21 protein-coding genes are annotated in these 20,012 nt (G+C 41.5%); 8 read left to right on the top strand and 13 right to left on the bottom strand.

The annotated features are described in order from the left end of the window. Positions 1-31 precede the first annotated feature (31 nt). The 4 genes from nagA (at position 32) to FNK51_RS17580 (ending at position 3,472) form a co-directional block, all read left to right on the top strand. Complete coding sequence (gene nagA / locus FNK51_RS17595; protein WP_141994158.1) at positions 32-1,210, top strand: N-acetylglucosamine-6-phosphate deacetylase; 1,179 nt, start codon at positions 32-34, stop codon at positions 1,208-1,210. Further along, positions 1,210-1,944: a glucosamine-6-phosphate deaminase gene (gene nagB, locus FNK51_RS17590; RefSeq protein ID WP_141994157.1), complete on the top strand. Its 735-nt coding sequence runs from the start codon at positions 1,210-1,212 to the stop codon at positions 1,942-1,944. Before nagA ends, nagB begins: the two co-directional genes overlap by 1 nt. Positions 1,945-1,959: 15 nt before the next feature. After that, positions 1,960-2,682, top strand: coding sequence for a GntR family transcriptional regulator (locus FNK51_RS17585; RefSeq protein WP_098372142.1), 723 nt, complete (start codon positions 1,960-1,962; stop codon positions 2,680-2,682). 67 nt (positions 2,683-2,749) lie between these two features. After that, positions 2,750-3,472, top strand: coding sequence for an SIS domain-containing protein (locus FNK51_RS17580; protein ID WP_141994156.1), 723 nt, complete (start codon positions 2,750-2,752; stop codon positions 3,470-3,472). A 109-nt stretch (positions 3,473-3,581) separates the two neighbouring features. Here FNK51_RS17580 and FNK51_RS17575 read toward each other — a convergent pair whose 3' ends face one another. Continuing rightward, positions 3,582-6,698 (bottom strand): MMPL family transporter, encoded by a 3,117-nt coding sequence (locus FNK51_RS17575; RefSeq protein ID WP_141994155.1) that lies wholly within the window; start codon positions 6,696-6,698, stop codon positions 3,582-3,584. Beyond that, entirely contained in the window at positions 6,699-7,163 is a 465-nt protein-coding gene (locus tag FNK51_RS17570; protein ID WP_098372145.1) for a MarR family winged helix-turn-helix transcriptional regulator, read from the bottom strand. It abuts the gene before it with no gap. Between the two features lie 169 nt (positions 7,164-7,332). Between FNK51_RS17570 and FNK51_RS17565 the strand changes: the two genes are divergently transcribed. Then, positions 7,333-7,863, top strand: coding sequence for a YtxH domain-containing protein (locus FNK51_RS17565; protein ID WP_141994154.1), 531 nt, complete (start codon positions 7,333-7,335; stop codon positions 7,861-7,863). Positions 7,864-7,924: 61 nt separating this feature from the next. Here the strand turns inward: FNK51_RS17565 and FNK51_RS17560 are convergent, their stop codons facing one another. From FNK51_RS17560 to FNK51_RS26660, 11 genes are all read right to left on the bottom strand, one after another. After that, a complete protein-coding gene (locus tag FNK51_RS17560) occupies positions 7,925-8,815 on the bottom strand; it encodes a foldase protein PrsA (protein WP_141994153.1) in 891 nt (296 codons plus the stop codon). Positions 8,816-9,101: 286 nt separating this feature from the next. Continuing rightward, positions 9,102-10,175 carry an ABC transporter substrate-binding protein gene (locus tag FNK51_RS17555; RefSeq protein WP_098372147.1) on the bottom strand — a complete coding sequence of 358 codons (1,074 nt, stop codon included), beginning with the start codon at positions 10,173-10,175 and terminating at the stop codon, positions 9,102-9,104. Beyond that, on the bottom strand, positions 10,172-10,975 hold the full coding sequence (locus tag FNK51_RS17550; RefSeq protein WP_098372148.1) for an ABC transporter permease: 804 nt from the start codon (positions 10,973-10,975) through the stop codon (positions 10,172-10,174). Before FNK51_RS17550 ends, FNK51_RS17555 begins: the two co-directional genes overlap by 4 nt. A 1-nt stretch (position 10,976) precedes the next feature. Then, positions 10,977-11,780: an ABC transporter permease gene (locus FNK51_RS17545; RefSeq protein ID WP_098372159.1), complete on the bottom strand. Its 804-nt coding sequence runs from the start codon at positions 11,778-11,780 to the stop codon at positions 10,977-10,979. Further along, positions 11,770-12,879, bottom strand: coding sequence for an ABC transporter ATP-binding protein (locus FNK51_RS17540; RefSeq protein ID WP_141994152.1), 1,110 nt, complete (start codon positions 12,877-12,879; stop codon positions 11,770-11,772). The genes FNK51_RS17545 and FNK51_RS17540 overlap by 11 nt, the downstream gene beginning before the upstream one ends. Positions 12,880-12,942: 63 nt before the next feature. Further along, a complete protein-coding gene (locus tag FNK51_RS17535) occupies positions 12,943-13,485 on the bottom strand; it encodes a helix-turn-helix domain-containing protein (RefSeq protein WP_141994151.1) in 543 nt (180 codons plus the stop codon). Between the two features lie 169 nt (positions 13,486-13,654). Next, positions 13,655-15,040 carry a protoporphyrinogen oxidase gene (locus FNK51_RS17530; protein WP_141994150.1) on the bottom strand — a complete coding sequence of 462 codons (1,386 nt, stop codon included), beginning with the start codon at positions 15,038-15,040 and terminating at the stop codon, positions 13,655-13,657. Between the two features lie 178 nt (positions 15,041-15,218). Further along, entirely contained in the window at positions 15,219-15,743 is a 525-nt protein-coding gene (locus FNK51_RS17525) for a GNAT family N-acetyltransferase (RefSeq protein ID WP_181762290.1), read from the bottom strand. 112 nt (positions 15,744-15,855) lie between these two features. Then, entirely contained in the window at positions 15,856-17,889 is a 2,034-nt protein-coding gene (locus tag FNK51_RS17520) for a Na+/H+ antiporter (protein ID WP_098372153.1), read from the bottom strand. A gap of 298 nt (positions 17,890-18,187) precedes the next feature. Beyond that, entirely contained in the window at positions 18,188-19,078 is an 891-nt protein-coding gene (locus tag FNK51_RS17515) for a diacylglycerol/lipid kinase family protein (protein ID WP_141994148.1), read from the bottom strand. Positions 19,079-19,232: 154 nt separating this feature from the next. Further along, positions 19,233-19,379 (bottom strand): hypothetical protein, encoded by a 147-nt coding sequence (locus FNK51_RS26660; RefSeq protein ID WP_181762289.1) that lies wholly within the window; start codon positions 19,377-19,379, stop codon positions 19,233-19,235. A gap of 206 nt (positions 19,380-19,585) precedes the next feature. On the opposite strand from FNK51_RS26660, the gene yhfH (FNK51_RS17510) reads away from it, so the two are divergent. From yhfH (FNK51_RS17510) to yhfH (FNK51_RS27560), 3 genes are all read left to right on the top strand, one after another. Further along, positions 19,586-19,720 carry a protein YhfH gene (yhfH, locus tag FNK51_RS17510; RefSeq protein ID WP_098372155.1) on the top strand — a complete coding sequence of 45 codons (135 nt, stop codon included), beginning with the start codon at positions 19,586-19,588 and terminating at the stop codon, positions 19,718-19,720. A 42-nt stretch (positions 19,721-19,762) separates the two neighbouring features. Next, the gene (yhfH, locus tag FNK51_RS17505) at positions 19,763-19,900 is read left to right on the top strand and encodes a protein YhfH (RefSeq protein ID WP_141994147.1); all 138 of its coding nucleotides are present in this window, start codon (positions 19,763-19,765) and stop codon (positions 19,898-19,900) included. Positions 19,901-19,930: 30 nt separating this feature from the next. Next, positions 19,931-20,012 (top strand): protein YhfH (gene yhfH, locus FNK51_RS27560; RefSeq protein ID WP_141994172.1); only part of this gene is annotated, 82 nt, incomplete at its 3' end.

Here is a 20,012-nt window from a genome sequence, read left to right as displayed (position 1 = left end):
TTAAGTTTTACTTTCATAAAGGAGATTATGTATGAAAACATTCATTATTAATAATCTAATAGTTCATGGCGAAAAGGAAACATACAAAAATGGGTATATTAAAGTCGTGGATGGAAAAATTGCCGAGGTTGGTCCAATCAGCCAATACAAACAGGAAGATGATGCCAAGGTAATTACTCTTTCACCGGATTATCAGGTAATTCCCGGTGCCATCGACATTCATATTCACGGAGCATCCAATTCCGATGCAATGGATGCCACACATGAAGCATTATCCACAATGGCAGAGACTCTTCCCAAAGAAGGAACCACGAGCTTTCTGGCCACTACAATGACTCAATCTACCGAAGCCATTGAATCAGCCCTTCTTAATGCTGGTAAATATATCGAAAATCAAACTGAAGAACACGCTGAAATAGTTGGGATTCATTTAGAAGGTCCTTTCATTTCACCTGCCCGTAAAGGAGCGCAGCCTGAGGATTATATCGTTGATCCTGATGTCACTCTATTCAAAAAGTGGCAGGAAATGGCCGAAAATCAAATCAAGCTTGTAACGCTTGCTCCTGAACAACCAAATGGATTAGATCTAGCCGCCCACTTAAGGGGAACTGGCGTCGTCGCCTCCATTGGACATTCAGATGCAACATATGACCAAATAGATGAAGCAATCCAGGCAGGCACTACCCACGTTACACATCTTTATAATGGGATGCGGGGACTCCATCACCGCGAACCTGGTGTTTTGGGAGCTGCTTATCTTCGAGACGAGCTATATGTTGAACTTATTGCTGACGGCATTCACTGCAGGCCGGAAATGGTGAAGCTGGCATATAACCAAATTACCAGTGAACGCATGATCTTGATAACGGACTCGCTTCGTGCCAAATGGCTTGAAAAGGGAACCTATGATTTAGGCGGTCAGCCAGTGTATGTAAACGAAACGAAAGCAACGCTTTCAGACGGTACACTAGCCGGCAGTATATTGAAAATGAACGATGCCATCAAGAACACATTGGAATATACCGATTGTTCCATGACTGACATCATAAAAATGACGGCAGAAAACCCTGCCAAACAGCTTCGGATTTTTGACAGAAAAGGAAGCATCCAGGTTGGCAAAGACGCCGATCTTGTAATATTGAATGACCGCATGGACGTTGAAATGACGTTCTGCAGAGGAAACTTAGCTTTTAAAAAGGAGAATGTATAATGAAAATCATACAGGTGCAGGACTACATGGAAATGAGCCGGACAGCTGCAGAAATTGTGATCGAAAAAGTCAAAGGGAATCCAAATATCAAATTGGGCCTTGCTACAGGCGGCACCCCAAAAGGAATGTATGATAATTTGATTGAAGATCACGTGAATAATCATACTTCTTATGAAAATGTAACATCTTTTAATCTTGATGAGTATATCGGCTTAAAACCAAATGATCCAAACAGTTACCATTATTATATGAATGACTCCTTATTCACTCACATCAATATAAATAAAGAGCATACTCACCTACCAAATGGCACGGCCGATGATACCAACGGGGAATGTAAACGGTATGACGAAATGATTGATTCCGTGGGAGGGATCGATCTTCAGATACTTGGTATTGGCCAAAATGGCCATATTGGTTTTAATGAACCTGGAACTTCATTCACATCGGGTACACATGTTGTGACACTTGAAGATTCAACTCGCCAAGCGAATGCACGTTATTTCGATTCCATAGACGAAGTTCCTACACATGCCGTTACGATGGGCATTTCAACAATCATGAAAAGCAAAGAAATTCTGCTGCTGATATCTGGTGAAGAAAAAGCCGAAACCTTGAAGAAATTGATACACGGTGACATTTCCGAGGAGTTCCCTGCATCTATCCTAAAAAAACATAATAGTGTTACAATTATCGCAGACCAAAAAGCGTTATCCGGAGTGATAATACCCTAAAAGGAGCGAAAGTCGATGATTGATAAAAACTCACCTCTTCCGATTTATTTTCAAATCGAAGAACAAATAAAAAGACAAATAGAAAACGGTGAGTTCCAAGCGCACAATGCCCTTCCATCTGAACGTGAATATGCTGAGCAATTCGAAATTAGCCGAATGACCGTCCGGCAAGCCATAAATAATTTGGTGAATGACGGATACTTATACCGTCAAAAGGGAAGAGGAACCTTTGTCGCCGATAAGAAATTGGAGCAGCAGCTCAATGGGTTGACCAGCTTCACCGAGGACATGAAAGCCAGGGGATTAAATCCAAGCAGTAAGCTGCTGAGCTTTGAAATCATTCCGGCTGATAAGAAGATTGCCAGTGAATTGCACATTTCCCTTTATGCTCCCGTTTATGAAATAAAACGCATTCGGTTGGCTGATGATGTTCCAATGGCTCTCGAGACCGTGTACATGTCTGCCAATTTAATTAAAGGATTAACGGAAGAGATCATTAACCTCTCTCTTTACCAATATGTCGAGAATTACGTTAAACTTAAAATAGACTATGCTACACAAACGTTGGAATCATCGATTGCTTCTGAATTAGAAGTCACCCATTTAGCGATTCCAAAGCACTCACCCATATTATTCATTCAAAGGCATACGTTCCTAATGGATGGAACTCCCCTTGAATATGTTAAATCGGCATATCGTGCGGACAGGTATAAATTCACTATCACTATAAGCAGATAAAATTGAATATATATTTTCATCACTAAAGTCTTTTAATTGCCAAAGGTAATCGGAGGGTGTCACAAATATGAACTCATACTTTGAAGAAGTGCAGGCTTTACTCACAATTGTGGGAGAACAGGAAAAGCAATCAATTAAGGAATCCGTCGACCATATCTCAAAAGCGGTGATGTCGGATGGAATCATCCATCTATTCGGAAGCGGACACTCTCATATTTTGACCGAAGAGGTATTCTACCGGGCAGGTGGGTTAGCCGCAATTCGTCCTATTTTCGTTGAAGATTTGATGCTTTTTAAGGGAGCTTCAAGGTCATCCCAACTTGAACGGCAAAATGACCTATCAGAGAAATTCATGCATGATGAGGATATCCGTCCTGGTGATGTCTGTATCGTCATTTCATCATCCGGCGTAAATCCCGTTCCCATAGATGTCGCCACTATCGCAAAAGAAAAAGGGGCCTTCGTCATTGGACTAACATCACCGGAGTATGCAAAAAGTTGTCCTTCACGGCATAAACAGAAGCATTATCTCCACGATGTCGTTGATTTGGTCATAGACAATCATATTGCCAAAGGTGACACATTACTGAAATCAAATAATATATCTTTTGGTTCTGGATCGACCGTGATCGGGGCCGTTCTCCTCAATATGATTTTCACGCAAGTCATCCAAACGATTATTGAATCAGGGGAGACCCCTCCCGTATTCCTGAGCAGCAATATCGAAGGGGCAGATGAACACAATCAAAAGATCATCGCGAAATATAAAACAAGAATCCCCCAATTATGAATCGATATAGCAAAAAAGGAATACATAAGCTTTTATGTTCATCGTGAAGCAGTCATATAAAAGAAGGCATCCATTCGGATGCCTTCTTTTATTCAATGGTTACTTCCCTTTATTCCTTATTCTTCAAAAACGGCCACCAATTCGCATTTCCAAATGTCGCAACCATAATAGGAATAAACAATGGCAATATGACAAACGCATATAAAGCAAGCCCCACCAAAATTAAAGTGGCTATCTCCAAGAGCGATAAAACTCCTGCTGGCATCATGGCAGCAAAGGTTCCACCCAGAATGACAGCCGCTGAGATGATCACCGTTCCCATTTTTCTCATGGACAGTAACATAGCTTCCTTGACCGGTTTATCTTTCCACTCGTTAAAGCGATCCATCAAGAAAATGCTATAGTCAATGCCAAGAGCAATCAAGATGACGAAAGCAAAGAAAGGAACTGCCCAGCCGATGCCGGCATAACCGAGAATATTAACAAAAATCAACTCTGTAATGGCTGCCGCTGTATAATAAGTCAAAACGAGCGACACAATCAAATAGACCGGCATGACCAAGGATCGCAGCATGAAAAAGAGAATGATTGCGATACCCGACAGCATCAAAACGACCGTCCGCGAGAAATCCTCCTCAGACATCATGCCCAAGTCATGATGTGTACTTGTGATTCCCCCTATCGCCACCTGCGCATTTTCAAGCTTTGTATCTTTCGTTACTCTTTCAACGGCTGCCTCAATCGAATCGATTTGCTCGATTGCTTCATTGGAATATGGATTTGCCTTGAATACCACATCCATGGTCATGATTTTACCATCTTCAGATAAATACGCGTTCAATGCTTCCCCGAATTCTTCGCTTTCCACTACTTCTTTGGGAATGTACATGCCTGTTACCGTTTTATCCGTTTTTGCCAGCCCCGATAAATAACCCTGTGCGGACGATAGTCCATCATGGACTTCATTCAAACCATCAGCACTTTCATTTAAGCCATCTGTCAAATCGGTAAGTTGCCCGCCGAGGCTTGAAAAACCATTTAGGAGCTCTTGCTGCCCATTACTTAAGCTGGTAAGGCCTCCTTTAAATCCTGACAAGTTATTTATGACTTCCCCCTGACCATTGGCCATCGTGCTTAAACCTTTTTGTAAAGTGTCAACACCTGAAATCAATTGGTTCAGGCCCTCCCCAAGAGAAGTTTGACCCTTTACGATCTCTGCCATATTTTGATTCGCTTTATTCAAACCGCCGGACACTGAACCAAGATTCCTATTGAGCTCGGATAGGCCTGCTGCCATGGGCTCCAAGCCACCCTGTGCCCCTTGCACCGTTTGCTTGATCGTTTGATAGGACTGATCAGCCTGTAACTCTGGATGTGTGGCTTCCATTTGCTCAAAGGAAGGATTTAAACCAGCAAGGCTTTGTGATACGCCCGTAAGGCTAGTTTGAATCTCTTTGTATCCCCCTGTGAGCTCACTTAACCCATTGGCTGATTGTTTATAGCCTTCGAGGAGCTGCCCGCTTCCGGCGGCGAGCTTCTCCAAGTTTGCCTTGACCTCAATCAGTCCATTTTTTATGTCCCCAGTCCCTGAAGACCCATCGCGAATGCCTGCTTCAATGCTTGTTAACGCATTCTCCACCTGACCTACGCCGCTCTTCAATTCATTGGTGCCAGATATGAGACCACCTATTCCGTCCGTCGCTTGCTTCAAGCGCGGTCCTGAATCGGAAAGCTCACTGCCTGCCGTTTTTAATCCATCACTGATTTGTTTAATGCCTTCATTTCCTTCCCCGATTCCCTTTTCCAAAGTTTCGGCTTGGTTCGCGACAAATAAGTCCTTAATGGGTTCACCTGTCGGGCGGGTCATGGAACGAACTACATCGACTTCATCCACCTTGACGACTTCCTGGCTGATTTTTTCAGCAAGTGCGACGTAATCCTCCGAATCCATGCGTTCGTCATTTTTTATGACAATCTGTGTTGGCATGGATTGTCCTGGCCCGAATTCATCGGAAATGATATTAAATGCCATGATGGAAGGAACATCATCACCCGCTTCTTCAAGGGAGTTATATGAAATCTTCCCATCATACATAAACAAAAAGGGAACACAGACGATTGCAACGATCAAAAGCGCCAACAATGGGCGGTTCAAGGAGAAGTTACCCAAAATTCCCCATAGTTTACTTTCACTATGCTCAAGCTTCCCTTTTGCCGGCCAAAATAGCTTCTTGCCAAGAACCGCCATGAAAAATGGAACGATCGTATAAAGGGCGATCATTAAAATGAAAACCCCTATTGCAACAGCCGCCGCAGATTGATAGAGCTTAAAAGTAGAAAAACCGATTGCCGCAAAGCCAATCATTACGGTCAGCCCACTGAAGAAGACAGTCTTACCGGCGGTTCGGTATGTCTCCACGATCGCTTCAGGCAAGGACTCCTGTGAAGATAGCTCCTCCTTGAAACGACTAAGAAGCAGGATGCAATAATCAGTCCCGATTCCAAATAAAATACCTACCAGGAATATTTGGGTGTAAGACGAAATCGGAAAGTCCCATTTATCCACCAGGAATGAGACGATGGATTGTGAACATAAATAAGTGAAACCGACTGTTACTAACGGAATGATCGGTGTCACCACTGAACGGAAGACTATCAGCAATACAGCCAGAATGAAGACAACCGTGATGCCTTCAGTTTTCTTCAGCCCCTCTTGGGAATTGGCATTAAGATCCTCATCGATCATCCAGCTACTTGTGTAATAATGCTCGACGTCCACTTGTTCCAACTCTTTATAAAGGGCATCGATCACGTCCTTAGCTTCTCGGTCCCCCTTGACCATCGTGATGGAAGTCAAAACTGTTGATTCATTCTCCGAGACCAACTGGCCTTTTAGCGAGGGCTCTTTAAAATGGGTCATGACCTCTTTGATGCCAAGCTCTGCTTTATTCTTTTCAAGCTTTTGGATCGCTATCTCAATCTCTTTCAATTCCGAGGAAGACAACTTCTTATCACCATGGAATACGAGAGCCACTTGTGACTCATCCTTGTCCTGGATCTCTTTCATTAGCTCATTGGCCATCCCGGAGGAATACTCTGCCGGTACATCCAGCTGTCCCTTATTCCGGACAAGTTCCGCCATATTCGGTGCCGCAAACAATAATCCTGCTGTAATTGCAACCCAAACGATAATGACCAGCCATCTTCCCTTTATGATTCCCCTCATTTATATTTCCTCCAATTCCTCATTTTTCATTTGAATGAAAATTTGTGAAAGCTTCTCATATGTATCAAGGAATCTAACAATCTCTTCATAATCGAATTTCGTCATGATGCTCTCTACCAATTTATGAATCTTACTTTCCGTTTCATGTAACAATGCTTCCCCCTCTTTGGAAAGCTTCAAGTGAAAGACCCTTCGGTCAACCAGGTCCTGTTCCCGTTCTATCAATCCTTTGCCTTCCAGCCTGTTGATGTTGGAAGTGACGGCACTCTTATTAATATAAAAGGCATCACTGATTTCCGTCGATGTACACAACCGCTGTTGTTGAATGAACCGTAAAGTATAGTATTGTTCGTTCGTCAGCACATCACAAATCTGGTCTTTTATTAAAAGCTCACCCATCTTATTGACATAGAAGGATACCCTCATATATCGATCAATCAATCCAGAAACTTTGTCATTAGTCATCATTGCACCTCTCGAAAAGTAGTTCAGTCATTTAACTATATGTAGATTACTATTGTTTTATTTATTATGTCAATCCCATCATAGTTTATTATTTCCAGTTTAACTTATGGTAAATAAGGGAAAACCCAAAGTAAGCAAACAATCTACTATTCTAAAGGAGGAAATATAAATGACTCAATCAACTATCGAAACTCAACCGAATAGCAAACTCTTAAAAGGGATTCTAATTGGGGGGCTTGTTGGTGGTGCGTTGACCCTGCTTGACTCCAATACAAGAAATAGAGTAAAGCGTTCAGCCGTCCTTTTAAAAGACAACTCCATGAATATGATTGAACAGGTCAAGGAAAATCCCGGAGAAATGAAGGAACAGATGGTATCAGGAGTCAAAGGGGCAACGGAAACGATTAAAGAGGCAATCAATGACGTTGAAACACTATATGAAACCGTTAATGAAGACGTGGTGGGTAAAGTATCCGAAGTAAAGGATATCTCCACTGATGCCCTTGGTACAGCTAAAGATGCAACAAGTGAATTGAAAGACATCAGTTCAAAAGTGGTCGTTGCCGGTAAACAGCTGAAAGAAACACCATCACAATCATTGAAAGCCGATAATGATAAAGATGAAAAAGAGAGTGATGAAATCGTTAAAAAATCAGGATTATCCAATCAAAAATCCATTTCTCCAACTTCTAAAATATAAAAAAAGCTGGGGCACGATGCCCCAGCTTTTGTTTATCCATATATCATCTCACACGATGATCTTAGTTAGAACCCTCTAATTTATTCGTTATCTCATGGTCTTTTTTCACTTCGGCCAACCAAACTGGATATTCCTCTTGTAATTTTTCAGAAAGAAGCGTTTCTTTAATTACATCTTTACTGTCTTCTAAATTAGCCTTTTTTGCTTCCTTCTTACCGGTTACTTTTATGATATGGTACCCATAATCGGTTTTGACTGGGTCACTGACTTTATTTATATCAAGATCAAAGGCGACATCTTCAAACTCTCCCACCATATCACCTTTCCCAAAATACCCCAGGCTTCCGCCGTTATCCGCCGTTTGTGTATCAGTGGAATATTCAGCTGCCAATTTAGCGAAATCACCGCCTTCTGCAATTTCTTTCGCAACTTTTTTAGCCGTTTTTTCGTCTTCGACTAAAATATGACTAGCTTCCACTTGTTCAGCTTGATCAAATGTTTCTTTATTATCTTCAAAATACGTACTGATTTCATCGTCCGTCACGGTAATTCTCGGTTCGACCAGTTTTTTCGTTTGCAGATAAACCACGATGTCCTTTTTTAAGGCCTCCATGGAAGAACCGCTTGCTTCCAATTGCTCTTTTAACGACTTTTCATCACCATAGGACTCAACCATAGTATCGATTTCTTTCTGGATTTCTTCATCCTTTATTTTAATTCCCGCTTTTTCGGCTTCCAATTCAACCAATTTATTCGTAACTAACAGGTCTAAAGTGTCTGCTCCGTACCCCGCAACAAGCGCGTCATACAGCTCATCCTTACTGATTTTCTCGCCATCGATGCTCGCCATTGTCTTATCCGTGGACGAGATCATCGCAAATACCATGATCCCGGCAATGATTAAAATGCTCCCTGCCCAAATATATGCCTTCGTGCTTCTTAATAGTTTCATGAATACTCTCCCTTAATTTTTCTATAATGATAGCTTAGAAATATTAATTAATCCTTAAGATTCCTTAATATGCACTAACCCATCATTATACTAACATACATATATCCCTACAGATATTTTAGAGTATTTAATTCTGCTACCAATTTACATTGAGATTTGGTTGATCATTACAAAAAAAAATTATACCGTTATATCGACTTTGATATATAGGTAACTGAGTGCAAACCATAGAAACAAAAAAGCATGGTGTACGGAGGGAATTCCTACACCATGCTTTTTTCATGTGTTATTTTCGATGCATCTTGAATTCAAGGAAGAGTTCGTTGTAATGGGCCAAGTTTTTCTTCCCGAGGTTTTCGTACACTTCGAGTTTCTTTGTCAGTTCCGGTGATGGATAGAAACGTTCATCCTTCACCACTTCTTCAGGCATATATTTCAGTGCTTCTTTATTAGGTGTCGAGTAACTTACATATTCAGCATTCTGTGCCGCAACTTTCGGGTCCAGCATGAAGTTGATGAACTGGTGAGCCGCATCGACATTTTTGGTTGTCTTCGGTATGACCATATTATCAAACCATAAATTGGACCCCTCTTTTGGAACAACGTATTCGAGATCTTCATTTTCAGCCATGATTTCAGAAGCAACTCCCGACCAAACAAGGCCAATCGCCGCTTCCTGGGCTTCCAATAGCATGCGGCTTTCATCTCCTACTATCGCTTTAATATTCGGGGTGAGGTCATCAAGCTTGGATTTTGCCTCTTGAAGGTGTTCTTCATCTATATCATTCAATGAATAATTCAAAGAGTTGAGACCCATACCCATCACTTCTCTTGCCCCATCCGTCAAAAGGATTTCATTTTTTAAATCTTTATCCCATAAATCCGCCCAGGCCGTTATTTCTTTGCCACCGAGCATCTTGGAATTGTAAACAATTCCAACCGTTCCCCAGAAATAAGGGACGGAATATTTATTCTCCGGATCGAATGGCAGATCGATGAATCGCTCATCGATATTTTTCAAATTCGGAAGCTTGGAATGATCCAAGGGAATCAGCAAGTCTTCTTGCCGCATCTTATCGATCATATACTCAGACGGAATGGCAATGTCATAAGTCGTACCGCCTTGTTCGATTTTAGTCATCATGGCCTCATTCGAATCGAACGTCTCATAAATGACCTTTATCCCTGTTTCTTTTTCAAAACGTTCGATTAGATCCGTATCGATGTAATCGCCCCAATTATAGATGGTAAGCGTATTGCTACTCGTAAACCCCTGCGATGAATTCAATCTTGAAATCGCATATAGCAGCAAAGCGGATACGAGGGAAATGATTAAAAACATTTGGACAAGCCTTTTCATCGTTTCCCCCCCATTCCCGTTTGCCTTACACGTTGAGTTATAAAGTAATATACGACAACCAACAGCAGTGTCACGACGAACAGCAGTGTCGATAGTGCATTGATATTCAATGAAATACCACGGCGGGCCAATGAATAGATTTCCACAGAAAGAGTGGAGAAGCCATTACCGGTCACAAAGAACGTAACTGCAAAATCATCAAGTGAATAAGTCAATGCCATAAAAAAACCAGCAAAGATACCTGGTAAGATGTATGGAAGGATGACCTTCGTCAATACATCCCACCGGCTTGCCCCTAAATCTCGGGCCGCATCAATTAAAGTAGGGCTCATTTCCTGAAGTTTCGGGAGAACCAGCAGCACTACGATCGGGATGCTGAAGGCGATATGCGACAACAGTACCGAGTAGAATCCAAGCTTGATCCCGGCCATTGTGAATAAAATCAGGAAGGAAGCACCGATGATCACATCGGGACTGACAATCAATACATTATTCAATGATAATACCGTATTCTTAGCTTTACTGCTCGTAAAGGACCGAATTCCAATCGCCCCCATCACCCCAATGATCGTTGAGATCAGTGCAGATAATAAAGCGATCACAAGTGTATTCAATACAATGATCAGCAGCCTTGTATCTTGGAACAGTTCCATGTACCACTCCATCGTGAACCCTTTAAAGTCATACATCGTTCCACCGCTGTTAAAAGAGTAAAAGACTAAAAAGAAAATCGGTGCATAGAGTATGAGAAAAATCAAAACGAGAAACGCTTTTGATGTTGGTGATAATTTATTGCCCAATTTACACACCCTGCTTTCGGTTACCCGTTACAAACATAATCAGGAACATTATAATAATCAAAAATACCGCAATTGTGGAACCCATTCCCCAATCCTGTGTCACAAGGAAGTGCTGCTCGATAGCCGTACCAAGCGTAATGACGCGGTTACCGGCAATCAGTCTTGTAAGCATGAACAAAGAAAGTGCCGGGATGAAGACTACCTGGCATCCCGTCTTTACACCATCTAACGTCAATGGAAAAATGACACGGCGGAATGTCATCCATCGGGACGCTCCCAAGTCATTAGCCGCATCCAAAAGGGTTGGATTCATTTTATCAAGCGAATTGAATATCGGTAAGATCATAAACGGGATGAAAATATAAACCGAAACGAATATGAAGCTGAAATCCGTAAAGAGAATCTGCTGCTTCCCGATTCCTACAGCCTCTAGAAAACCATTCGCCACACCATACGTGCCAAAAATACCAATGAAGGCATAAGCCTTCAAAAGTAAATTGATCCAGGAAGGAACGATGATTAGCAAAAGCCACAACTGCTTATGCTTTGTTTTTGTTAACAAATATGCGGTTGGGTAAGCGACTAAAAGGGATATTCCCGTAATCAGGAAAGCATACCAAAATGAGCTTAATGTCATTGTTAAATATACTGGCGTAAAGAACTTTTGATAGTTAATCAAAGATAGATTGCCTTCAATGTCAAAGAAGGAATAGTAAAGGATTAACAAAATGGGTGCAATCACGAATAAAGCAATCCATAAGACATAGGGTATGAAGTAAATATTCCGGGATATTTTATTCTTCATGACTTTCTCCATCATGATACGCTTCCAGACGTTTATCGAATTCTTCTTCCGTTTCACCCAATCGCATGACATGAATCGATTCTGGATCGAAATAAAGACCTATTTCATCTCCAACTGCCACTTTTTTCGTTGATTGGACAAGCCATTCATTTCCATCATGGTCATAACAGCTGATTTCATAATGAACACCGCGGAATAGCTGGGAGTCCACCCGAACTTGCAGTTTTCCGCGATTTACGGAAGTAATCTCTAAATCTTCCGGGCGGATGACGATATCGACAGCTTCATTACTGTTCAATCCTTGGTCGACACATTCGAACTGTCTGCCGACGAATTCCACACAGTAATCTTCTATCATTTTTCCTTTTACAATATTAGACTCACCGATGAAATCTGCAACGAACCGATTCAGTGGTTCATCATAAATATCCGTAGGGGTTCCACTTTGCTGAATCTTCCCTTTGTTAAGGACAAAAATCTCATCTGACATCGCTAACGCTTCCTCTTGGTCATGAGTGACGAAGATAAACGTGATACCAAGCCTCTGTTGCAGCTCCCGTAATTCATATTGCATTTCTGTACGTAATTTTAAATCGAGGGCAGATAGCGGTTCATCCAGAAGGATGACTTCCGGTTCATTAACAATCGCCCTGGCAATCGCTACCCGTTGCCGCTGACCGCCGGACATTTCCCTGATCTCCCGTTTTTCATACCCCTCCAAATTAACAAAGCTGAGGGCTTCCTTCACCTTGATTTCCACTTCCGAATTCTTCATTTTTTTAATCCGAAGACCAAATGCTACATTTTCAAACACATTTAAATGCGGAAAAAGTGCATAATCCTGAAATACCGTATTCACTTGCCTTTTATTGGCTGGCACATCATTGATCTTTTTACCTTCAAAGTAAATATCACCTTTGGAGGCTTCCGTAAATCCGGCAATCAAGCGAAGGATCGTGGTCTTCCCACATCCGGAAGGACCCAAGAGCGTATAGAACTTCCCTCTCTCGATTTCAAAACTAACATTATCGAGAACTACCGTATCATCATCAAATTGCTTCGTAACCTGATCGAAGCGTATTATATTCCCGTCTACCATAGCTTCTTCCCTCTCTCCATTACCTTACTCATCAATCTTCAACGATTGCATTTGTTTTGAATTCTATAAGTATGATTCCGTCACCACGAGTAATAACTCTGAAGGACCTTCAAAATCATTGATGATTTGATGTTCATCTGAAGCATGAAAATAAATCGATTCCCCTGCCTTGACGAAATACGTATGTGTACCAAGCTTTACAATGACTCTTCCGCTTAATACATAACCGAATGTTTCCGACAGGGATGGTTCAAACTGTTTGAACTCCCCTTTTTCCTGGAGAATCAGCCGAATAGGTTCCATTTCCTTTTCATTCGATTCAGGCACGAGCCACTGGATTTGATACCCGCGTTCTTCATCGATGAAAAATGTTTGTGCTTCTTCTTCATAAACCACTTTTTGGACTTGATCCTCTTCATCGAAGAACTGCTTCGGCTTGCAGCCGAGTACTTCTAAAATATTAAAAAGAGTTTCAATTGAAGGGGAACTAAGATCCCTTTCCAACTGTGAAATATATCCTTTGCTTAAATCCGTTCTTTCCCCCAATTCTTCCTGGGTCAATCCTTTTTTCAAGCGAAGGTTCTTTATTTTTTTTCCAATTTGCATCCCATTACCCTCAATCGGTTTACTTATAGTAAACCCACAGTAGATAAAGTTTTATATAAGTAAACTTTCAGTTTAATTTTACGAATATCATTATACAGGAAATGCGGGAAACTTCAAACGGAATTTCCAGGTGTGAATAAAAAAGGACCGCCACTTGGCAGTCCCCCTTTTACAACTTCAGACATATCTCTTGCGCTTTCTTTTCCCCATCAGCAATACAGTCCGGTATTCCGACACCATTGTATGAGCAGCCCGCAAGTAAAACATTCGGATAATTCTCGGAGATTTTCTCCTCCAATGATTGAACGATTTGAGGATGTTTAATATGGTAGTTCGGCATATTCTCATGCCATTTCGTCACTTCACTCGTTACTGGATTCCCGGAAATGCTTAGACTGTTTTTAATGTCGCGTAAAGCCACCTGGATCAATTCCTGGTTTGTAAGGGACCGTAAGCGTTCATAGTCCGGACTAGAGCTTTTATAAAAAAGCCTTACCAAAAGCTGACTGTTTTCAGAAGTATGCTTCCATTTCCGGCTTGTCCATGTACATGCATTGCAGATCAAATCACTATTATCACCTGCAATGAAACCTGTCCCGTCTTTAGGAAGCATGCTGTCCGGGATATCGAATCCAAGATAAACGCTAATCATCGAACTATTGATCAAGCCGTCGAAGTCCTCATCCAACTCCCGATCACCCAATAATTTCTGGGCAACTGTATGCGGTGTACTCAATACGATGAAGTCCGTTTCCAGCGTTTCACCGTTTGCCAAAGAAATGATGTACCCTTCATCTCCAACTCCAATTTTATCCACACTGACCCCTTTTAAAATTTCCACCAGATCGAGGCTTTCCTCAATTCGATCAACCAATGTTGATAGGCCATTTTTAAACGAAAGGAACTTCTTATTTCCCTTGCTTTGGTATTTCTGCATATTTTCCGATAGACCGCGTATTATACTGCCATATTCATTTTTATAATCCAGCATCTCTGGCAGTGTTTTGGCAATGGTCAATTCATTTAATTTTCCTGAGTAAACACCCGATAGGACAGGCGATATCTGCTTTTGCACCAATTCCTTACCTAAAAAGCTTTCAAGAAATAAACCAATTGAGTCATTCTTCGTAAACGTCTCATTTTTTGTATAGAAATCCTTTAAGGCGTCAACCTTCCCTTGGGCAGAAACCAGATCGCTTTTCGCCAGCGACTCAAGGCTCATTGGTATTCCGAATAGGGCATCCTCGGGAATTCCCTTCAGCATCCCATCTGTATGGATGAATGATTTTCCCGTCGCATTATAGACAACTTGATCCTCTAGGTTCAATTCCTTAATAAATGGTTTTATATTTTGTTTCCTGGCGACAATCGAATCGGCACCCGCTTCAATTTTAAATGGACCATTGAGCACAGTCCTTATTTTACCGCCTAGTTCCTCATTTCCTTCTATTAATATCAATCGTACGGAGAGATTCCTCGCTTTAACTGTTTTTTGTAAATAATACATGGTTGATAAACCGGTAATGCCTCCACCTACGACTACGACTGTTTTCATTAGGGCTACACCTCGATTAACGAATTTTGCATTAAGTAAAGTGTACCATAAGGCAGCGGCATTATTAAAAGCGGCACTTCTAATTCATTGGTTTCGTAATGAAACCTGTAACAAATTCGACAAAAAAGACCTCTCCTCTTGGAAAAGTCTAGATCAAACAATATTAGTTATTCGTTTCTTATTCCATATCCTTATTCATCGTATCTAATCGATACTCCATTATCTCCATCAACCCGCTTCTGCCTACTTTTTGAATCCCTGTATCCTGATACCCCGATTTCGCATATAGCGATTTTGCAATCACGTTCATGACGTTCACTGCCAGAATGATTGAATCCTTGTTTGGAAAAATCGCTTTTGCGAATTCCGGAAGGATTTGCAAGGCTTTCTTCGCAACCCCTTTACCTTGATGCTTTTGATCAACAAGAAATCCACGGAGTAATATCGCTTTTTTATCATTGGTGAAAGGGGTGATATTCTCGCCAATGTGTAAAACGAAAAAACCAACTGGAATACCCTCATCCATTATTACGATAGGATGCCTGTCGCAATCTTCCCGGCAATATTTTAGTGACTCTTCAGGCAGAGCAGAAAAAGGGGTTTGTGTATCCGGTAAATAAAACTGGAAAGCTGGTGAAGATGTTCCGGTAAATAAGGCGTTAAGGTGATGGTCCCGATTTCCTTGTCCTGGTTCATTAAGCACACCCTCTATCATCAATTATTGGATACATTAATGATTCGATGACCCTTCCGATAATCCCTTCATAAACCGCAAGGAGCACTGCCGAATATATCGGCAGTGCTCCTTAAGTAAATCAATGTGTATTTTCATTGATTGTTAGTGCTTCCCGTAAATTGATCTGCTGGCGGAGTATGTTGGCAACATCTCGGGAAATTACTCGTTTTTCAAACATATCCTGCACTTCGTCCCGTTCTGCCTGGATCGCTTTATAGAACAGCTCTCTTTCATAATCGGCCATTTTACTCGGGGTCCGGCCTCTATTTTCACGTTTGCATTTTAAAATCAGCACTTTATACTCATCTATGATCATCGAGGATGTCTTATGATTATCAGCTGTAATTCCGGCCTGTATCTCTTGGATGGCAGCTTTATACATCCTGATTTTAAGATCCCTGACCTTTTCCAATCTCTCAAGATTGATTTTTCTTATTTCTCTTTTATTAGGGAAAAATAATTTTAAAACCCTCAGCATACTTCTTCTGAAAAGCGTTACTGACCTGAAAAAACGGAACTTCAGTCGATTTGTTACGGCACTTTCCATACGCTGGATGTATTCCTTGCATATATACGCCGTCTCCCGGTCCACTTTTTCATCCTTAATGAGCTTATCCAGGAATCTTTGCTCTGCTTCAAGGGCCTTGAAGCGAAGATCCTTCTCTTCTTCCCTTAATGCAGCTGGTTCTTTCTCCTGTTCTACATAGGACAAATCATTGATCTTTGTACAGTACCTCGAAATGATCGATAAAGCCGCTTCCCGGTTTTCATCAGTCATTTGTGACTCAATCACCCGAATAGCCGCTTGATGTGAGTGAATGGCAGCAGTTTTCGTTTTGTCAGCCTGCTTGTCCACCACTTCCTCTTCTTCGGACCGTGCCACGATTGGCAGAAATACACTCGCAACAATCAAGGTCAGCAAAATGACTCCTGCTGCTATGAAAATGATTAACGAACGCTCAGGAAAAGGACTTCCATCCGCCAACACATACGGAATCGAAAACGAACCCGCTAACGTTACAGCTCCGCGAACACCGGAAATGGTAATGATTCCGGCCGCTTTGAAGTCCGGTTTTTGGGCGCCTGCTTTTTTCGTCATCCAGCCAATCGACCAGGCAGCCGTAAGCCAAATGAATCGTAAAGCGAAGAGGAAAAGTGTAATGACCACGATATAAAGGATCACTTGTCCATTATTGAAGGCTGGATCTTGAAAGATAATTTTCGCAACGCTTGGGATTTGCAAGCCAAGCAAAACGAATACTAGGCCATTCAATATATATAAAATGACGGACCATGTACTTCTTGAAACGACCTGAAGTTCCACAGTTGGTGATATTTCCCGATCTCGTTCAATGGCATGGACAATTCCCCCAGCCACGACCGCTAAAATCCCAGAAAGGTGGAAATGTTCCACAGCGAGGAAAATAATAAAAGGAGTTAGGATTTGGATCAGCATATGCATCGTGACGTCTTCCATCCCTAAACGGCGAAGAACTACACGAAGCCTGATAATGATGAAAGCAAGTATTGCTCCACCTACAAACCCGCCAATTGCAATCCATATGAAACTGAAGGTTGCATCGACTAAGGAGAAAACACCAGTAACTGTAGCCGCAACGGCAAACTTAAAGGCAACTAGACCTGAGGCATCATTCATTAGTCCTTCTCCTTCGAGAAGGTGCATGATGCTCTTCGGTAACTTGACCCGACTCGCCAAAGCACTCACTGCCACAACATCTGTAGGTGACAAAATGGCCGCCAAAGCGAAAGCCGCCGGCAATGGAATCGAAGGGATCATCCAATTAATTAAATACCCGCCTGCCCAAACCGTTATGAATACAAGGCCCAGTGCAAGCATTAGAATGGGTGCTCTCAACTTCCATAGTGCTGTTCGGGGTACATTTTTTCCATCATTGAACAATAGGGGCGCGATGAATAACAGCAAAAACAGTTCCGTCTCCATCTCAACATGCATACCCAGGGGTAAAAGCGCCAATATGACTCCCAGTGTTATTTGTATTAATGGTACAGGTATAAAGGGTATAAAATGGTTAATTACATTAGACACTCCAATCAATATAAGAAGAGCTAATATAACAAGAAAAAACTCCATACAAACATCAAACTTCCTCTCTCATCTATTCTCATAACTATAAGCGTAACATATTTATACCCATTCATTCATGCATTAACTATTCTAACCTAGAATCCTCCTGAATAATGATACCTGTTTTAATATCATGAAGATTGAAGTGATTGGATGTTTTACAAAATCAACCCCATCAACAAACTTGGGCACACATAAAACAGAAAAAAGCTGATTGGCTAACCATAATCAGCTTTTCCCAAATGATGAATGAAAATGGTCTTTGTGAAAAGACACCTCCCATAACAAGCTGGGAATAAAAAACTTATTTAGTTCCCGGGACAAAGAGACGAAGATGTTTGTGCAGTACATTTGCCAGGAAAGGAAGACGGATGCCTTCATCGCCATCGATATTGACTGCTAGTTCCTCTGATGTGGCTAAATGGAGCTTGGATGTTTTAATATATTCAACTTCGTCATGCCCCTTGATCTCCCCCCTAATTAAACTGGGAATGATCTTGACGATGAGAGGAAGAGATAAATCCTTAATGATGAATGTGTGCAGCTTTCCATCATTCACTTCCGCCTCTGGTGCAAGTTGTTCGAAACCGCCGACAGAGTTAGTCATTGTTGCAATTAGTAAATGTGCCTCGCCCATCCACTTTCCCTGATCATGTTCCACCGTTAAAGGAAACGGAGTCTTTTTAATGATCGCTTTTGCTCCTTCAATGAAATATGCAAAAGACCCCAGACGGGTTTTTTGTTCAACGGTAACATTATAGGTAGCCTCGGCGATCGCCCCTACTGCCAACACATTCATGAAGTAACGGTCATTGATCTTCCCTATGTCCGATTCCTTAATATGCATATCCTTTAAGAGCTCAATGGCTGCATTAGGATCCAGGGGTATTCCCAAAGATCTCGCGAAATCATTAATGGTTCCTAGTGGAATGATTCCGAAAATAGGTCGATGTTGCTGCTCGCCCAAGCCATTCACTATCTCATTCACCGTTCCATCCCCACCCATGGAAATGACAGCATCGAACCTTTCTGCACAGGCCTCCTTTGCAAAATCCGTAGCATCCCCCTCTCCTTCCGTTTTACAAACGCTTACCTCATCATAAATTTCACCAAGTGCCTTTTCCGCTTTCGGCAAAATCTTTCCTGCCTTTTCCTTACCTGAAGATGGATTGATGATAATCATCGCTTTCGACATATGCTACCTCCCATTATTGTACTTCTACTAGCAAGTTACCTCTTTACTGATGTACTAAAACCACACGGACATTTTTTCTGATTGTTAAATAAGCATTTCCCCCAGTAACTTAATCGCTGCCACTTGAAGTTTTCCGTCATTTTAAAACAGGCTCTTATTTGTTATATAGGCTGTGAAACCGGCATTCACTGATCACTGAAATTTCCTGTTCCACATCTGTTACATTAATACCTATCTCAACCAATTGAAAATTGTCTGTCCCTTTCGCTCCCTCTTTGTTTTTTCCTTTCATAAAAGGCATTATTTCTTCCTTTCCCTATTTGCCGTGAAGAAAAATACAAAAATAAATTGATGATAAATCCCTTTCCTATAAGGTTTTCACACTAAGAGTGAAAAAAATTTGAAATTTTCTGTAAAATACCTATACATTTTCCAAATTCGGGTATATACTGTATTATAACAACAAGCAAACAACCAAAACTGTACTATAAAGAGGAGGAGCGAGACATGCAAGCAAATCAATCAGATTTATTCATAATCGATTCATTTAAACATTGCCCGGAGTGTGGTGAAACACATGTGGACCACTCAGATTCCTATCTGATGGAATGCGATCGCTGCCTTTCCAAACGTGAAGAATAAAACGATCGAAAATATATCTAACATTAAAAAGGAGGAAATATCATGCAAATGAAAAAGTCCATTGAGTTTTTTAACAATATCCCTGCTAAACATTGCCCCGAGTGCGGTGACCATATTATTGAGCACGCTGAGTCCTACTTAATGGAATGTGACCACTGCCTTTCCAAACGCGAAGACTGATTAAACCAAATCAAAAAAGGAGGAACCACCATGCAAACTATAAATCCACTGGAATTCTTCAGGACTCTGCCGCCTAAACAATGTTCGGAGTGCGGAACCCATATCACGGAAC

The organism is Bacillus sp. B4EP4a, from assembly GCF_006680105.1.
In the GTDB taxonomy this organism is placed as follows: Bacteria; Bacillota; Bacilli; order Bacillales; family DSM-1321; genus Peribacillus; species Peribacillus simplex_E.
This window is presented reverse-complemented; position numbering and strand designations above follow the sequence as displayed.